This window comes from Streptomyces sp. 2P-4, assembly GCF_030167965.1.
Lineage (GTDB): Bacteria > Actinomycetota > Actinomycetes > Streptomycetales > Streptomycetaceae > Streptomyces > Streptomyces globosus_A.
Genome location: NZ_CP095011.1, coordinates 6,174,702 through 6,189,224, shown reverse-complemented (window position 1 = coordinate 6,189,224; position 14,523 = coordinate 6,174,702). Strand labels below are relative to the sequence as shown.

15 protein-coding genes are annotated in these 14,523 nt (G+C 73.6%); 5 read left to right on the top strand and 10 right to left on the bottom strand.

Translation table 11 applies throughout. The features are described from left to right. Positions 1–41 precede the first annotated feature (41 nt). The 5 genes from MUK52_RS27610 to MUK52_RS27590 all read right to left on the bottom strand — a co-directional run bounded on the left by MUK52_RS27610 (position 42) and on the right by MUK52_RS27590 (position 4,728). A complete protein-coding gene (locus MUK52_RS27610) occupies positions 42–1,340 on the bottom strand; it encodes a DUF6986 family protein (protein WP_284580994.1) in 1,299 nt (432 codons plus the stop codon). Positions 1,341–1,502: 162 nt separating this feature from the next. After that, entirely contained in the window at positions 1,503–2,465 is a 963-nt protein-coding gene (locus MUK52_RS27605; protein ID WP_114056427.1) for an electron transfer flavoprotein subunit alpha/FixB family protein, read from the bottom strand. Positions 2,466–2,525: 60 nt separating this feature from the next. After that, complete coding sequence (locus tag MUK52_RS27600; protein WP_114056428.1) at positions 2,526–3,311, bottom strand: electron transfer flavoprotein subunit beta/FixA family protein; 786 nt, start codon at positions 3,309–3,311, stop codon at positions 2,526–2,528. Positions 3,312–3,515: 204 nt separating this feature from the next. Further along, entirely contained in the window at positions 3,516–4,112 is a 597-nt protein-coding gene (locus tag MUK52_RS27595; RefSeq protein ID WP_114056429.1) for a flavin reductase family protein, read from the bottom strand. A 256-nt stretch (positions 4,113–4,368) separates the two neighbouring features. Further along, entirely contained in the window at positions 4,369–4,728 is a 360-nt protein-coding gene (locus tag MUK52_RS27590; protein ID WP_284581790.1) for a thioredoxin family protein, read from the bottom strand. A 274-nt stretch (positions 4,729–5,002) separates the two neighbouring features. On the opposite strand from MUK52_RS27590, the gene MUK52_RS27585 reads away from it, so the two are divergent. Beyond that, positions 5,003–5,725: a lysophospholipid acyltransferase family protein gene (locus MUK52_RS27585; protein ID WP_114056431.1), complete on the top strand. Its 723-nt coding sequence runs from the start codon at positions 5,003–5,005 to the stop codon at positions 5,723–5,725. A 609-nt stretch (positions 5,726–6,334) separates the two neighbouring features. Here the strand turns inward: MUK52_RS27585 and MUK52_RS27575 are convergent. The 4 genes from MUK52_RS27575 to MUK52_RS27560 form a co-directional block, all read right to left on the bottom strand. Beyond that, a complete protein-coding gene (locus MUK52_RS27575) occupies positions 6,335–6,934 on the bottom strand; it encodes a transglutaminase-like domain-containing protein (protein WP_114058777.1) in 600 nt (199 codons plus the stop codon). 87 nt (positions 6,935–7,021) lie between these two features. Continuing rightward, complete coding sequence (locus tag MUK52_RS27570; RefSeq protein WP_284581789.1) at positions 7,022–8,083, bottom strand: threonine aldolase family protein; 1,062 nt, start codon at positions 8,081–8,083, stop codon at positions 7,022–7,024. Beyond that, positions 8,080–8,856: an SDR family NAD(P)-dependent oxidoreductase gene (locus MUK52_RS27565; RefSeq protein WP_114056433.1), complete on the bottom strand. Its 777-nt coding sequence runs from the start codon at positions 8,854–8,856 to the stop codon at positions 8,080–8,082. The genes MUK52_RS27570 and MUK52_RS27565 overlap by 4 nt, the downstream gene beginning before the upstream one ends. 26 nt (positions 8,857–8,882) lie before the next feature. Next, positions 8,883–10,289 (bottom strand): DUF6421 family protein, encoded by a 1,407-nt coding sequence (locus MUK52_RS27560; RefSeq protein WP_284580986.1) that lies wholly within the window; start codon positions 10,287–10,289, stop codon positions 8,883–8,885. A gap of 380 nt (positions 10,290–10,669) precedes the next feature. Here MUK52_RS27560 and MUK52_RS27555 point away from each other — a divergent pair, with 380 nt between their 5' ends. After that, positions 10,670–11,362 carry a glycerophosphodiester phosphodiesterase gene (locus tag MUK52_RS27555; RefSeq protein ID WP_284580983.1) on the top strand — a complete coding sequence of 231 codons (693 nt, stop codon included), beginning with the start codon at positions 10,670–10,672 and terminating at the stop codon, positions 11,360–11,362. Positions 11,363–11,385: 23 nt separating this feature from the next. Here MUK52_RS27555 and MUK52_RS27550 read toward each other — a convergent pair whose 3' ends face one another. Then, the gene (locus MUK52_RS27550) at positions 11,386–11,925 is read right to left on the bottom strand and encodes a GNAT family N-acetyltransferase (protein WP_114056436.1); all 540 of its coding nucleotides are present in this window, start codon (positions 11,923–11,925) and stop codon (positions 11,386–11,388) included. A 151-nt stretch (positions 11,926–12,076) separates the two neighbouring features. On the opposite strand from MUK52_RS27550, the gene MUK52_RS27545 reads away from it, so the two are divergent. The 3 genes from MUK52_RS27545 to MUK52_RS27535 all read left to right on the top strand — a co-directional run bounded on the left by MUK52_RS27545 (position 12,077) and on the right by MUK52_RS27535 (position 14,459). After that, positions 12,077–12,649, top strand: coding sequence for a DUF5134 domain-containing protein (locus tag MUK52_RS27545; protein ID WP_284580980.1), 573 nt, complete (start codon positions 12,077–12,079; stop codon positions 12,647–12,649). 78 nt (positions 12,650–12,727) lie between these two features. Next, a complete protein-coding gene (locus MUK52_RS27540) occupies positions 12,728–13,672 on the top strand; it encodes a M56 family metallopeptidase (RefSeq protein WP_284580978.1) in 945 nt (314 codons plus the stop codon). Between the two features lie 118 nt (positions 13,673–13,790). Continuing rightward, entirely contained in the window at positions 13,791–14,459 is a 669-nt protein-coding gene (locus tag MUK52_RS27535; protein WP_342777118.1) for a phosphatase PAP2 family protein, read from the top strand. The last annotated feature ends 64 nt before the right edge of the window (positions 14,460–14,523 follow it).

The following is a 14,523-nucleotide window of genomic DNA, read 5'->3' as shown; positions in this document are numbered from 1 at the left end:
TCAGGGCCCGCGGTCGGGTCGGCGCCGTCGGGAGGTGGCCGTCAGGACGTGGCCGTCAGGGTGGCCGAGCGGCGCGGGATCGCGAAGGCGTCGAGCTCGGCACGGGTCAGGCCGGTGAGCGCGGTGACCTCCTCCGCGCCGACCGCGCCGCAGTCCAGGCCGCGGACCAGGTACCCGGCCAGGGCCTTCGCGGTGGCCGGCTCGTCCATCACGTCGCCCTCGACCCGGGCCACGTACGCCTTCAGGCGCGCGGCGGCCGCTTCCAGGCCCTCGCGGTAGAAGGTGAAGACGGCGGCGTAGCGCGTCGGGAGGTGGCCCGGGTGCATGTCCCAGCCCTGGTAGTAGGCGCGGGCCAGGGCGCGGCGGGTCAGCCCGTAGTGGAGCCTCCACGCCTCGTGGACCTTCTCGGTCGTGCCGACGGGCAGGACGTTCGTCGAGCCGTCGGAGACGCGTACGCCGGTGCCGGCGGCGGCGACCTGCATGACGGCCTTGGCGTGGTCGGCAGCGGGGTGGTCGCTGGCCTGGTAGGCGGCCGAGACGCCGACGCAGGCGCTGTAGTCGAAGGTGCCGTAGTGCAGGCCGGTGGCCCGCCCCTTCGCGGCTTCGATCATGCGGGCGACGGTGGCGGTGCCGTCGGAGGCCAGGATGGACTGGCTGGTCTCGATCTGGATCTCGAAGCCTATGCGGCCCGGGCGCAGGCCGCGGGCGGTCTCGAAGGCCTCCAGCAGCGCGACGAAGGCGGAGACCTGCTCGGCGTAGGTGACCTTGGGAAGGGTGAGGACGAGGCCGTCCGGGAGGCCGCCGTGCTCCAGGAGGCCCGACAGGAAGACGTCGGCGGTGCGGATGCCGCGGTCGCGGACGTTGGCCTCCATGCACTTCATGCGGATGCCCATGTAGGGGGCGTTGGTGCCGTTGGAGAAGGCCTGCGAGACGAGGCGGGCGGCGCGGGCGGCGGCCTGGTCCTCCTCCTCGTCGGAGCGGACGCCGAAGCCGTCCTCGAAGTCGACGCGCAGGTCCTCGATCGGCTCGCGCTGCAGCTTGGCGCGGACGCGCTCGTGGACGGGGCCGGCGAGCTCCTCGCGGATGCCGAGCACCTTGGCGAAGGCGGCGGCGTCGGGCGCGTGCTCGTCGAGGGCGGCGAGGGCCTGGTCGCCCCACGAGCGGATCGTGTCCGCGGCGAACGCGTCGCCGGGCACGTAGACGGTGTGGACGGGCTGGCGGGTGCCGGGGTCGCCCGGGTAGTGGCGGGCGAGCTCCGCGTCCACCGGGGCGAGGGAGGCGCTGATGCCCTCGCTGACCGCGCCGGCGAGGCTCGTCGCCACCTTCTCCTGCTGACCCATCGTGCACTCTCCTCTTTCCGCTGTACGGAAGCCTAGATCCGCATAGCAGAATTTAGTCACGGGGTTCCGCTCCGTCAATGGTCGCTCCGCGCTCCCCCGGATACGACTCGGGGCCGTGCGGTGACGATCACCACACGGCCCCGGGCGGGAGTCGGGCGCAGGTCAGCCCTTGCGCGCCTTGATCTCCTCGGTCAGCTGCGGGACGACCTCGAAGAGGTCGCCGACCACGCCGTAGTCCACGAGCTCGAAGATCGGAGCCTCGGCATCCTTGTTGACGGCGACGATGGTCTTCGAGGTCTGCATGCCGGCGCGGTGCTGGATCGCGCCGGAGATGCCGGCGGCGACGTACAGCTGCGGGGAGACCGACTTGCCGGTCTGGCCGACCTGGTTGGTGTGCGGGTACCAGCCGGCGTCGACGGCGGCGCGGGAGGCGCCGACGGCGGCACCGAGGGAGTCGGCGAGCGCCTCGATGATCGAGAAGTTCTCGGCGCCGTTGACGCCGCGGCCGCCGGAGACCACGATCGCGGCCTCGGTCAGCTCGGGGCGGCCCGTCGACTCGCGCGGGGTGCGCGAGGTGACCTTGGTACCGGTGGCCAGGGCGCCGAAGGTGACGGCCAGGGCCTCGACGGCGCCGGCGGCCGGGGCGGCCTCGACCGGGGCCGAGTTCGGCTTCACGGTGATGACCGGGGTGCCCTTGGACACGCGGGACTTGGTGGTGAAGGACGCGGCGAACGCGGACTGCGTCGCGACCGGGCCCTCGTCGCCGGCCTCGAGGTCCACGGCGTCGGTGATGATGCCGGAGCCGATGCGGACGGCGAGGCGGGCCGCGATCTCCTTGCCCTCGGCGGAGGACGGGACGAGCACGGCGGCGGGGGAAACAGCCTCGTGGGCGGCCTGGAGCGCGTCCACCTTCGGTACGACGAGGTACTCGGCGAACTCGGGGGCGTCGGCGGTGAGGACCTTGACCGCGCCGTGCTCGGCGAGCACGGCGGCGGTGCTCTCGGCACCGGCGCCCAGGGCGACGGCGACGGGCTCGCCGATGCGGCGGGCCAGGGTCAGCAGCTCGAGGGTGGGCTTGCGGACGGCGCCGTCCACGTGGTCGACGTAGACGAGGACTTCAGCCATGGGAGTGCTCCTGCGAATGCGAAGTAGTCAGGGGGCGATGTGGAGGGTGACGGCTGAAGCTCAGATGAACTTCTGGCCGGCCAGGAACTCGGCCAGCTGCTTGCCGCCCTCGCCCTCGTCCTTGACGATCGTGCCGGCCGTGCGGGCCGGACGCTGCGCGGCGGAGTCCACCGCGGTCCAGGCACCCTCGAGGCCGACCTCGTCCGCCTCGATCTCCAGGTCGGACAGGTCCCAGGACTCGACCGGCTTCTTCTTGGCGGCCATGATGCCCTTGAAGGACGGGTAGCGGGCCTCGCCCGACTGGTCCGTCACGGAGACGACGGCCGGGAGGGAGGCCTCCAGCTGCTCGCTCGCGGAGTCGCCGTCGCGGCGGCCCGTCACGGTGCCGTCCTCCACCTTGACCTCGGAGAGCAGGGTGACCTGCGGAACGCCCAGGCGCTCGGCGAGGATCGCCGGGAGGACGCCCATGGTGCCGTCGGTCGAGGCCATGCCGGTGATGACCAGGTCGTAGCCGGCCTTCTCGACGGCCTTGGCCAGCACCAGCGAGGTGCCGATCACGTCGGTGCCGTGCAGGTCGTCGTCCTCGACGTGGATCGCCTTGTCGGCACCCATGGACAGCGCCTTGCGCAGGGCGTCCTTGGCGTCCTCGGGGCCGACCGTCAGGACGGTGATCTCGGCGTCGTCGGCCTCTTCCGCGATCTGGAGCGCCTGCTCGACCGCGTACTCGTCGAGCTCCGACAGCAGACCGTCGACGTCGTCGCGGTCGACCGTCAGGTCATCGGCGAAGTGCCGGTCGCCGGTGGCGTCGGGCACGTACTTCACACAGACAACGATCCTCAGGCTCACGCCGGCTCTCCTACCGCATCGTCTTGTTTCTGATACCGCCTTGTGCAGGCAGCATAGGCGCCTTTCGAGGGCGGACCCCGGTCGGGGCGGCCCCCGCTCCGACCGGAATGTTACTCGTCAGTACACCGCGGGTCCTCCCAGGAGGCAAGGCCGTCGAACTGTGATCTGTCCAACGCCGCCCCAACCATCCCCAGCAGGGACGATTCAGTCACGCAGCGCGTTGAAGCGGCCCTGGTGGTACAGCAGGGGCCGGCCCTCGCCGCGCGGGTCCCCGGACACGACCTCGGCGATGACCACCCGGTGCGCGCCGGCCGGCACGCGGGCCACCACCCGGCACACCAGCCACGCCAGCACCCCGTCCAGCAGGGGAACGCCGTGCGGGCCGGGAGCCCAGCCGGTGCCCGGCCCGAAGCGGTCCGCTCCGCTGCGGGCGAACAGGCCGGCCAGCTGCTGCTGGTGCTCGCCGAGTATGTGCACCCCGAGGTGCTCGCTGTCGCGGATGCCGGGCCAGCTGGAGGAGCCGGTCCCGATGGTGAACGAAAGGAGCGGGGGGTCGGCGGAGACGGAGTTCAGGGAGGTCGCGGTGAAGCCGACCGGGCGGCCGCCGTCCTGGGCTGTGATCACGGCCACGCCGGCGGCGTGCTGCCGGAAGACCGAGCGCAGCAGCTCGGGCGAGCCGGGCAGGGCGGCGGCGGACGGCGCAGGCTCGGCCGCTGCGCGGGGCGCGGCGGGCCGGTCGGCGGTCGGGGGCGCGGCGGGATGCGGGAACTGTGCTGCGGTCCTGGTCGTTGGGCCCGTCATGAGGAGGCCTTTCTTCTGCTCTGCCGCGGAGGCGGCCGGCGCGGGCGCGCGGGATCGTCGTCGGGTGCCGGGGTCGTTCAGTACGCCCGACAGCGCGCGCTCGCGTGGCGGACGAGGTCCACGTGGACCCGCCCGTGAAGCAGGAGTTCGTACCGCATGCGGCCAGCCTGGCGATCTGCCGTGTACACAGTCAAGCCGGGGCGGCCAGATGCGAGGCGCGTCACGCTGTGTGCGGGCGCATGCACCGGCGCCGGGCTCACACCGCCTCGCCCAGTGCGGCGATCACGTCGGCCTTGCGGGGCATGCCGGCCGCGCGGCGGACGATCCGCCCGGCGGCGTCCAGGACCAGCACCGTGGGGGTCTTCTCGATGCCCAGGGCGCGGACCAGGCCGAGGTTGCGCTCCGCGTCGACCTCGATGTGGGCGACGCCGTCGACCATTCCGGCGACCTCGGCGAGGATCCGCCGGGTGGCCCGGCAGGGCTGGCAGAAGGCACTGGAGAACTGCACCAGGCTGGCCCGCTCGCCGGGCTCCGCACCGAGGTCGGCCGCGCCGAGCCGGTCCGCGGCCCCCGGCCGGCCGCCGTCCGCCGCGGGTCCGCCCCGTTCCCCCTGCACTGCCGCTCCCGTCACTGTGCCGTCCTCGTCCCCTGCGGGCGCCCGCCGTCGGCGGCGGGCATCCCGTCCCGCATCATTGCAGTACGTCCGTCCGCCCGTACGAGCGCGTCCGGCCCCGGGCGCATTCCCCGCGTGACGAGAATCTCGCCGGGGAAGGCCGTCCGGACTGGCCTCGCGCCCGCGGATGCGGCACCATCCCCATGGCCGCGTACCTACGCTGCCGTAACTTCCGGCCGGGAGCATTTCCCCAGGCAGAAAGCGGGGTCTCCCCAACATGGCTGAGCTCGTCTACCCCCCGGTGATCGGTGCAGCGCACGCGCTGTTCCGCGCCCTCGACATCCGCATCGACATGAAGGGCACCGAGCACATCCCGCGGCAGGGCGGTGCGGTCCTCGTGTCGAACCACATCGGCTACCTGGACTTCGTCTTCGCCGGGCTGACGGCCCGCCCGCAGAAGCGCCTGGTGCGCTTCATGGCGAAGGAGTCGGTGTTCCGGCACAAGGTGTCGGGCCCGCTGATGCGCGCGATGAAGCACATCCCGGTGGACCGCAAGCAGGGCGAGGCGGCCTACCGGCACGCCCTGGAGTCGCTGCGCTCCGGCGAGATCATCGGCGTGTTCCCGGAGGCCACGATCTCGCAGTCCTTCACCCTCAAGAGCTTCAAGTCGGGCGCCGCCCGCATGGCGCAGGAGGCCGGGGTGCCGCTGATCCCGGTGGCGCTGTGGGGCACCCAGCGGCTGTGGACCAAGGGCCGCCCGCGGGACCTGAAGCGCAGCCACATCCCGGTGACGCTGCGGGTCGGCGAGCCGATCGAGGCCCCGACCGACCACTACGCCGGCGCGATCACCCGGCGGGTGCGGGAGCGCGTGCAGGAGCTGCTGGACTCGGCGCAGCGCGCCTACCCGGCCGCCCCGAAGGACTCCTCGGACTCCTGGTGGCTGCCCGCACACCTGGGCGGCACGGCCCCGACCCCGGCGCAGGTCAAGGAAGCCGGCTGACCACCAGCCACCGGGACGGGTGAAAAGCCGCCGGCGGCCGCGAAGCCCCCACCCCCGTGCGTCCGGCCGGGCTCCGCACCGCCGGCGGCGGTGCGCGGCGCCCCGTTCGCGCGTGGCGCAGGCGGCCGAGCAGTAGCGGCGCGCGCTGCCGGTACCGGTACCGGGGAAGAGCCGACCACGGCCGCCGCGGCGCAGGCGCCCCAGGCGGTCCGCCCGTGCTCCGTGAGCAGGCGGGCCATGGCCGGCGCCCCGGGGGCCGGGAACCAGACGCCGTCCCACATCCGCCCCGGTCGGCGTGCAGGTGCGGGGCGCGGGCGGCGGCCGCCTTCCCCCCCTCCCTTGCGGTGGGGGCGGCACTGTTCGCCGCGGCCGGCGTGTGCGACGGGCCCCTGCGGACGGCGACGCTGCGGACCCGTGCGGAGCACACCCCCGAGGACGTTCGGGCGCAGGTCCTCGCCCTCGGCGCGGGCCTGAAGCCGACGGCCGCCTTCCTGGGCGCGGCGCCCACCGGGTTCGCGGCTCAGGCGCCACCGCAGTGGCTGCTGGCCGGGGTCGCGGCCAGTGCGCGGTGCGGCGCTGCCCGCGGGCGCGCGCGGCGCGGCGGCGTCGCTACAGGGCCTTCGGCAGGTTCTGCCACAGTTCGCGGCGGTCGGCGGAACCGCGGAGGGCCGTGAGGACGGCCGGGTGGGGGTCGGCGTACAGGTCGGGGTAGTCCGTCTCGCCGAGCCCGGGGCGGACGGGGAAGGCCAGCCGTTCGGCACCGAGCCGGAACTGGGCGTCCACGCCGGGCTTGTTGCCGCGCGGGTCCTGGCGGGCCCAGCCGCGGGAGCCGGGGAGGCGGAGGGCGGTGAGTCCGTGGACGAGGGGCTCGGTGCCGTCGTCCTCGGTCAGCCGCTGGTAGCAGAGGCCGGCCGGGATGCCCCGGGCCCGCAGGAGGGCGACGAGGGCGTGCGACTTGGCGTGGCAGATGCCGTTGCGGGTGGCGAGGACGTCGGAGGCGCGCCAGGAGACGCGCAGGTCGCCGGAGTCGGCGGAGTGCGGGACGGTGTCGCGGACGAACTCGAAGGCCGCCTTGGCGTATGAGTATGCGTCGCCGTGGGCGGACCACAGGCTGCCGGCCAGCTCCCGGACGTACGGATGGTCGTGGTCGATGGCTTCGCTCGCCGATGTGTACGCGCGCTCGTCCGGGCTCAGCGGGATCACCTGCATGGAGCGGAGCATAGCCATACCCCCGACCGCAATTCAATGAAATTACAGTCGGGGGTATATTCATTCACGCGGCGGTGTGCGGTCCGGTCAGCGGGCCAGCTCTTCCTTCAGCGCCTGGAGGAAGCCGTCGACGTCCTCCTCGGTGGTGTCGAAGCCGCACATCCAGCGGACGTGGCCGGCGGCCTCGTCCCAGAAGTAGAAGCGGTAGCGCTGCTGGAGCCTGCGCGACACCTCGTGCGGCAGCTTCGCGAAGACCGCGTTCGCCTGGACCGGGTAGAGGATCTCCACCCCGTCCGTCTCGCGGACGCCGGCGGCCAGCCGCTGCGCCATCCCGTTGGCCCGGCGGGCGTTGCGCAGCCACAGGTCCTTGGCGAGCAGCGCCTCCAGCTGGACGGAGACGAACCGCATCTTCGACGCGAGCTGCATCGACATCTTGCGGACGTGCTTCATCTGGCGCACCGCGTCCGGGTTGACCACGACGACGGCCTCGCCGAACATCATGCCGTTCTTCGTGCCGCCGTACGAGAGCACGTCGACGCCCGCCGCGTTGGTGAACGTGCGCATCGGCACGTCCAGGGAGGCGGCGGCGTTGGCTATGCGGGCACCGTCAAGGTGCACCTTCATACCGAGCGCGTGCGCGTGCTCGCAGATGGCCCGGACCTCGTCCACGGTGTAGACGGTGCCCAGCTCGGTGTTCTGGGTGATCGACACGACCTGCGGCATCGCCCGGTGCTCGTCCTCGAAGCCCCAGGCCTCCTGGTCGATGAGCTCGGGGGTGAGCTTGCCGTCCGGGGTGGGCACGGCCAGCAGCTTCAGGCCGGCCATCCGCTCCGGGGCGCCGCCCTCGTCCACGTTGATGTGGGCGGTCTTGGCGCAGATCACCGCACCCCAGCGGTCGGTCATGGCCTGGAGGGCCGTGACGTTCGCGCCGGTGCCGTTGAAGACCGGGAAGGCCTCCGCGTACGGGCCGAAGTGGCTGCGCATGACCCGCTGGAGGTTCTCGGTGTACTCGTCCTCCCCGTAGGCGACCTGGTGGCCGCCGTTGGCGAGGGCGAGGGCCTCCAGGATCTCCGGATGGACCCCCGCGTAGTTGTCGCTCGCGAAACCGCGCACCGCCGGGTCGTGCCGGCGGCGGGCGTCGGTCTTCACGGTTGCGGTGTGAGCCACAGACGCTGTCCGTTCACATCGATGGCGGACTTCTCCCAGACGCCGGCGATGGCCTCGGCCAGGTCCTTGACGTCGGTGAAGCCCGCGAACTTCGCATTGGGGCGCTCGGCGCGCATCGCGTCGTGCACCAGTGCCTTGATCACCAGGATCGCAGCCGCTGCTCCGGGACCGTCGTCGCCCCCCGCCTTGCGGAAGGAGTCGGCCATCGCGAGGGTCCAGGCCTCGGCGGCGGCCTTGCCCGCGTTGTAGGCGGCGTTGTTGGCGACGGGCTTGTGCGCGCCCGACTGGCTGACCAGGACGTAGCGCCCGCGGCCGCTGCGCAGCAGGGCGTCGTGGAAGGCCATCGACGTGTGCTGGACGGTGCGGATGAGGAGCTTCTCCAGGAAGTCCCAGTCCGCGAGGTCCGTCTCGGTGAAGGAGGTGCTGCCGCGCCAGCCGCCGACGAGGTGGACGAGGCCGTCGACCCGGCCGAACTCCTTCTCGATGCGGTCGGCCCACGCCTTGGTGGCCTCCAGGTCGAGCAGGTCCACGGTGTCGCCGGTGACGGTGGCACCGCCATGGGCGTAGCGGGCCGCGTCCACGGCCTCGGCGAGGCGCGCCGCGTCGGCGTCGGACGCGACGACGACGGCGCCGGCCTCGGCAAGGCGCATCAGGGCGGCCCGGCCCGCGGGGCCGCCGGCTCCGGCGACCGCGACGACGGCGCCCTTCAGCGGGGCCTCGGCGGTCCCGGCGTCCGCGGCGTTTCCGGTGTTCATCTGTGCAGCCTCCTGGGGGCGGGTGCTCACGCGGCGGCCTGCTCGGCGGCGTCCGCGGTCGGGGCGGTGATGCCCTTGGTGGAGGCGATCACACCCTTGAGCTTCTTCGCGAGGGCCTCGTAGAACATGCTGAGCGGAAACTCGTCCGGAAGCACGTCGTCCACGAGCTTGCGCGGCGGCTGCGTGAGGTCCAGGGCGTCGGGGCCCTTGGCCCACTTGGAGCCCGGGTGCGGGGCGAGGTAGGTGGAGACCAGCTCGTAGGCCTTGAACCAGTGGACGAGCTTCGGGCGGTCGATGCCGGCCCGGTACAGCTCCTCGATCTCGGCGCACAGCTGGTTGGTGACCTGGGGGGCGCGCATCCAGTCGATCTTCAGCTTGTTGTCCGTCCAGCGCACGACGTCGTGCTTGTGGAGGTAGGCGAAGAGCAGCTGGCCGCCGAGGCCGTCGTAGTTGCGGTTGCGGTCGCCGGAGACCGGGAAGCGGAACATCCGGTCGAAGAGGACGGCGTACTGCACGTCGCGGCCGTGCTCGTTGCCCTCGGACTCGAGCTTCACGGCCTCCTTGAAGGCGGTGAGGTCGCAGCGCAGCTCCTCCAGGCCGTACATCCAGAACGGCTGGCGCTGCTTGATCATGAAGGGGTCGAACGGCAGGTCGCCGTGGCTGTGGGTGCGGTCGTGCACCATGTCCCACAGGACGAAGGCCTTCTCGCAGCGCTCCTGGTCCTCGACCATGCGGGCGATGTCCTCGGGGAGCTCGATGCCCAGGATGTCGACGGCGGCCTCGGTCACCTTGCGGTAGCGGGCGGCCTCGCGGTCGCAGAAGATGCCGCCCCAGCTGAAGCGCTCGGGGGCCTCGCGGACGGCGATGGTCTCCGGGAAGAGCACCGCGGAGTGGGTGTCGTAGCCCGGGGTGAAGTCCTCGAAGGTGATGCCGAGGAAGAGCGGGTTGTCGTACCGGGTGCGCTCCAGCTCGGAGAGCCACTCGGGCCACACCATCTTCAGGACGACGGCCTCGAGGTTCCGGTCGGGGTTGCCGTTCTGCGTGTACATCGGGAACACGACCAGGTGCTGGCGGCCCTCGACGCGCTCCGCGGCCGGCTGGAAGGCGAGCAGCGAGTCCAGGAAGTCCGGCACGCCGAAGCCCTTGGAGACCCACTTGCGCAGGTCCGCGACGAGCGCCCGGTGGTACTCGGCGGCGTACGGCATCAGCGGCGACAGCGTCTCCACCGCGTGGACCACGCGCTCGACGGCGGCTTCGACGTCGGCCTTGGCCGGGGCGTCGGCGGCCTCGAAGTCGATGGAGCCGTCCTTGGCCTGCCAGGGGCGGATCTCCTCCACGGCGGCCTTGAGCTCAGGCCACGCCGGGTGGTCGACCACCCGCGCACCGGCGGTTATCACCGCACCGCCAGAACCCGGCACAAGAGTTTCCGTCATGTCACTTCCTCCACAGGAGAACCTCACGTAAACCCAGGGTATGCACGGGAGGGTGTCCCGCTCAAGAGGGGGCCAGGAAAATATTCGGCGTACCCCCCGGCGCGATCGCAATTCTTCCCGCCCTCGACTGCCACAGCAGACGCTTCGTCAGTTCGTCAAGGCCGCGGTGGCGCGCCCACCCGCGGGTGACGCGGCAGGGCCCGCCGGCACCGGGCGGGGGCGGACGGCCCTGGCGGGAACCGGCCCCCGGCGCCGTAGCGGTGCGTGCACGGGCGGTCTCATCGCGTGCGCGGCGCACTAGCATGCGTCCTCACCGCGCGCGCCGGACCTGGGACGCCGCGACCGCGCGGGCAGCCGCCGTCGACGGAAGCGAGAGAACCTTGACTTTCCTCACCATCGGTCACCGCGGGGTCATGGGCGTCGAGCCGGAGAACACGCTGCGGTCGTTCGTCCGCGCGGAGCGCTGCGGCATGGACGTCATCGCCCTGGACCTCCAGCTCAGCAAGGACGGCGTCCTCGTCGCCCTGCACGACCCCGGGGTGGAGCGCACCACCGACGGCACGGGCGCCGTCGCCGACCTGACCGCCGCCGAGCTGCGCGGGCTGGACGCCGGACAGGGCGAGCGGATCCCGCTCTTCGAGGAGGTCCTGGAGGCGGTGGGGACACCGCTGCAGGTGTCGGTACGGGACCTGCCGGCCGCCGCGGCGCTGGCGCAGCTGGTGGTGGAGCGGGACCTGGCCGGGCGCGTAGAGGTGGCGTCCTTCCACGACGCGGTGCTCGCCGAGGCCGCCCGGCTCGTCCCGGGCGGCCGGACCGTCCTCTCCTGCGACCTCGGCGGCGACGAGGCGGACGACGTCGTCGACCGGGCGCTCGCCGCGGGGGCGCGCACGCTGGCCCTGAACCTGCGGCGGCTCACGCTGGAGACGGTGGAGGCGGCGCACCGGGCCGGGCTGCGGGTCACCGGCTGGACGGTCAACTCCCTGGACCACCTCCGGCTGGCGCGGGCGCTCGAACTGGACGGCGCGGCCACCGACTTCCCGGAGATCCGCAGCACGGGCCGGTTCACGGCCTGAGCCCGCCCGCGGGCGGCGCCGCGCTACAGCGTCTTGACCAGGAGCTCGAAGGCGAGGTCGTCGCGGAGGGGGACGCCGAAGCGCTCGTCGCCGTACGGGAAGGGGCTCAGCTCGCCGGTGCGCCGGTAGCCGCGGCGCTCGTAGTAGGCGATGAGCTCCTCCCGGAGGCTGACCACCGTCATCCGCATCTCCTTGGCCGCCCACATCTCGCGGCAGCGGCGCTCGGCCTCGGCGAGGACCTCCTTGCCGAGGCCGCCCCCCTGGAGGCCGGGCCGGACCGCGAACATCCCGAAGTAGGCGTGGTCGCCGCGGTGTTCGAGCTGGCAGCAGGCGACGAGTTCGCCGTCGCGCTCCACGGCGAGGAGGACGCTGCCGGGGGTCCGGATGACGGCGCGGACCCCGTCCGGGTCGGTGCGCTGCCCGTCCAGGAGGTCCGCCTCGGTGGTCCATCCCGCGCGGCTCGCATCGCCCCGGTAGGCCGACTCGACGAGGGCCACGAGTTCCGGCACGTCGGCCTCGACGGCGGGGCGGAACTCCAGTTCGGCGGGCTGGGCGGTCGGCATCGGCGGGCTCCGTTCTGCGTGCTCAGCGGCATGCGGCATGCCGGTGGGGCGAGGACAGCCTAACCGGGCGCCGCGTGGGGGCCGTCCGGCCGGGGCATCTCTTCCCCTGACGCCGACGAGAACCGGGGGGCCAGCCGTGCACGGTCCAGCGATGTCCTCTTGGTCCTCTTTCGCCGCCGCGCTCCCCGCCTGGCTGACCGTGCTGGTGTGCGCCGTGAGCGGCGGCTGCTGCCTGCACCGGGCGTGCACGGCAGGGCGGCCGGAGCGCGGTCCGGCCGCGGGCGAGGCGGTGATGGCGGTGGGGATGGCGGTGATGGCCCTCCCGCCGGGGACGGCCCCGTGGGGGGCGCGGATCCTGCCGGTCCTGTGCTGCGGGGCCGCGCTGCACGCCGTCTGGCTGCTGCGGCGGGGCCTGCACCACACGCACCACCTGGTCGGGTCGCTGGCCATGGCGTACATGGCACTGGCCGTGTATGCGGGCGGCGGCCACGGGGGGCACGGGGGCGGCGGGTCCGCTGGGCCGCCGCTCGTCACCGGGGCACTGCTCCTGTACTACGCGGCGTACGTCCTGCTCGGCGGGGCGCGGCTGGTGGCCGCGGGGCCGGCCGTGTCCGCCGCGGTGGCGGGGCCGGGCGCGGGGCGCGGCCGGGAGGCCGGGGAGGTGGCGCGCGCCTGCCGACTCGCCATGGGGACCGGCATGTTGGCGATGCTGCTGCTGATGTGAGGGCGGGGAAACGTGTCCTGCGTCACCAATCGCCGCAGTGCGTACCCGGCGGTAGTCCGGCCCTCATAGGCTGGCGCCATGATGGTCCCCGCCGTTCTCCTGCTGCTCGGCGCCCTGACCGCGGTGCTCGCTCCCCGCCTGCTGGCCCGGGCCCAGTGGACCGAGCGCGAACCGGTCGTCGCGCTCTGGGCGTGGCAGTGCGTGGTGGGGGCGGTGCTCCTGTGCTTCGCGCTGTCGATGGTGTTCAGCGCGGCAGCCGCATGGCTGGCGGTCCGCGGCCGGCTCTTCGCGGCGGCCCCGCACGGGGTGGTCGACGCGTACGGTCTCGGCCCGACGGGCGGCCCGTGGGCCGTCGGCACCGCGCTGCTGCTGGCGGGCGGCGGGCTGTGGACCGGGGTGCGGCTGGCCCGGGAGGTCCTGCGGGCGCGGGCGGGGCGGCGGGCGCGGGGCGCCGAGCTGCTGGTGCGGGCGCCGCTGCTGCCGGGGGAGGCGCCGGCGCCGGGTGCCCGGCTCGTCGTCCTGGAGGGGCCGCGGCCCGATGCGTGGTGGCTGCCCGGCCCGGCGCCGCAGCTGGTGGTGACGACGGCTGCGCTCGGCAGGCTGAAGGGCAGCCAGCTGGACGCCGTCCTGGCGCACGAGCAGGGCCATGCGGCGGCCCGCCACGACTGGCTGCTGCACTGCTCGCGGGCGCTGGCCGGCGGGTTCCCGCAGGTCCCGGTGTTCGCGGCGTTCGAGGCGGAGATGCACCGGCTGGTCGAGCTGGCCGCGGACGACGTGGCGTCGCGCCGGTTCGGGCGGCTGACCATCGCGCTGGCCCTGGTGGGGCTGAACGAGGACCGGGGCGTCTTCGGCCCCTCGCCCGCCCCGCAACCGCACGTGCCGGAGCGGGTGCGGCGGCTGCTTTCGGCAACGCCCCGGCTGTCGCCCGTGCGCCGGCTGCGGCTGACGGCGCTGGCGACGCTCGTCCCGGCGGTTCCGCTGCTGGTGGCGTTCGTGCCGGGGCTGCGCGCGCTCGCCCAGTAGGGCCTGTATCGGGTTGCCCGGCTGTGCCTCGGGGCAACCCGATACAGGGCACGGGGCTGTGGCGCGACCGGCGGCGCGGGCGGGATGGTGCGAGGATCGCCGCATGCGATGCGGGTGGGTGCGGTGGACTGGCGTCGGCTGTGCGGTGCTCTGGGTGGTGCTGACGGTCCTGGTGGCGGTGGGATGGCGGCCGCTGCTGTCCGGTGACGGCGCGGTGGCGGTGCGGCTGCACGCGTACGCCGTCCGGAACCCTGAGGCCACCGCCGCGGTGCGGGTCCTCTCCGACCTGGTCTGGGACCCGTGGACGATGCGGGTCCTGGCTGTGGCGGCCTGCGTGTGGCTGTGGCGCCGCAGGCGCGGCGAGCTCGCCCTGCGGGTGGCGGCGGCGACGGCGGCGGCGGCCCTGGTGAACCAGGGGATGAAGTCACTGATGGGGCGCGAGCGGCCGGAGTGGCCGGATCCCGTGGATTCCGCTTCCTACGCCGCCTATCCGTCGGGCCATGCGGCGACCGCCGCGGCGGTGTGCCTGATGCTGCTGTGGCTGCTGCTGCGGCGGGTGCCGCGAGCGCCGGCGTGGGCCGTGGCTGCTGCGGCGGTCCTGGCAGCCGTCTCCGTGCTCGGCGTCGGCTTCACCCGGGTCTTCCTCGGGGTCCACTGGACGTCGGACGTGCTGGGCGGCTGGGCGCTGGGGGCGGGGCTGGCGGCCCTGGCGATCACGGTGCCCCTGCGGGTGCGCCGTACGGCGCCTGCGGAGGACGGGCGCCGGGAGCTCTCGGGCAGGACTTGACCTCAAGTGCGGTTGCGGTCGGAGGCTTCCTCCCATGCCGCCGCCGCAGCCCGGCGCGGCACTT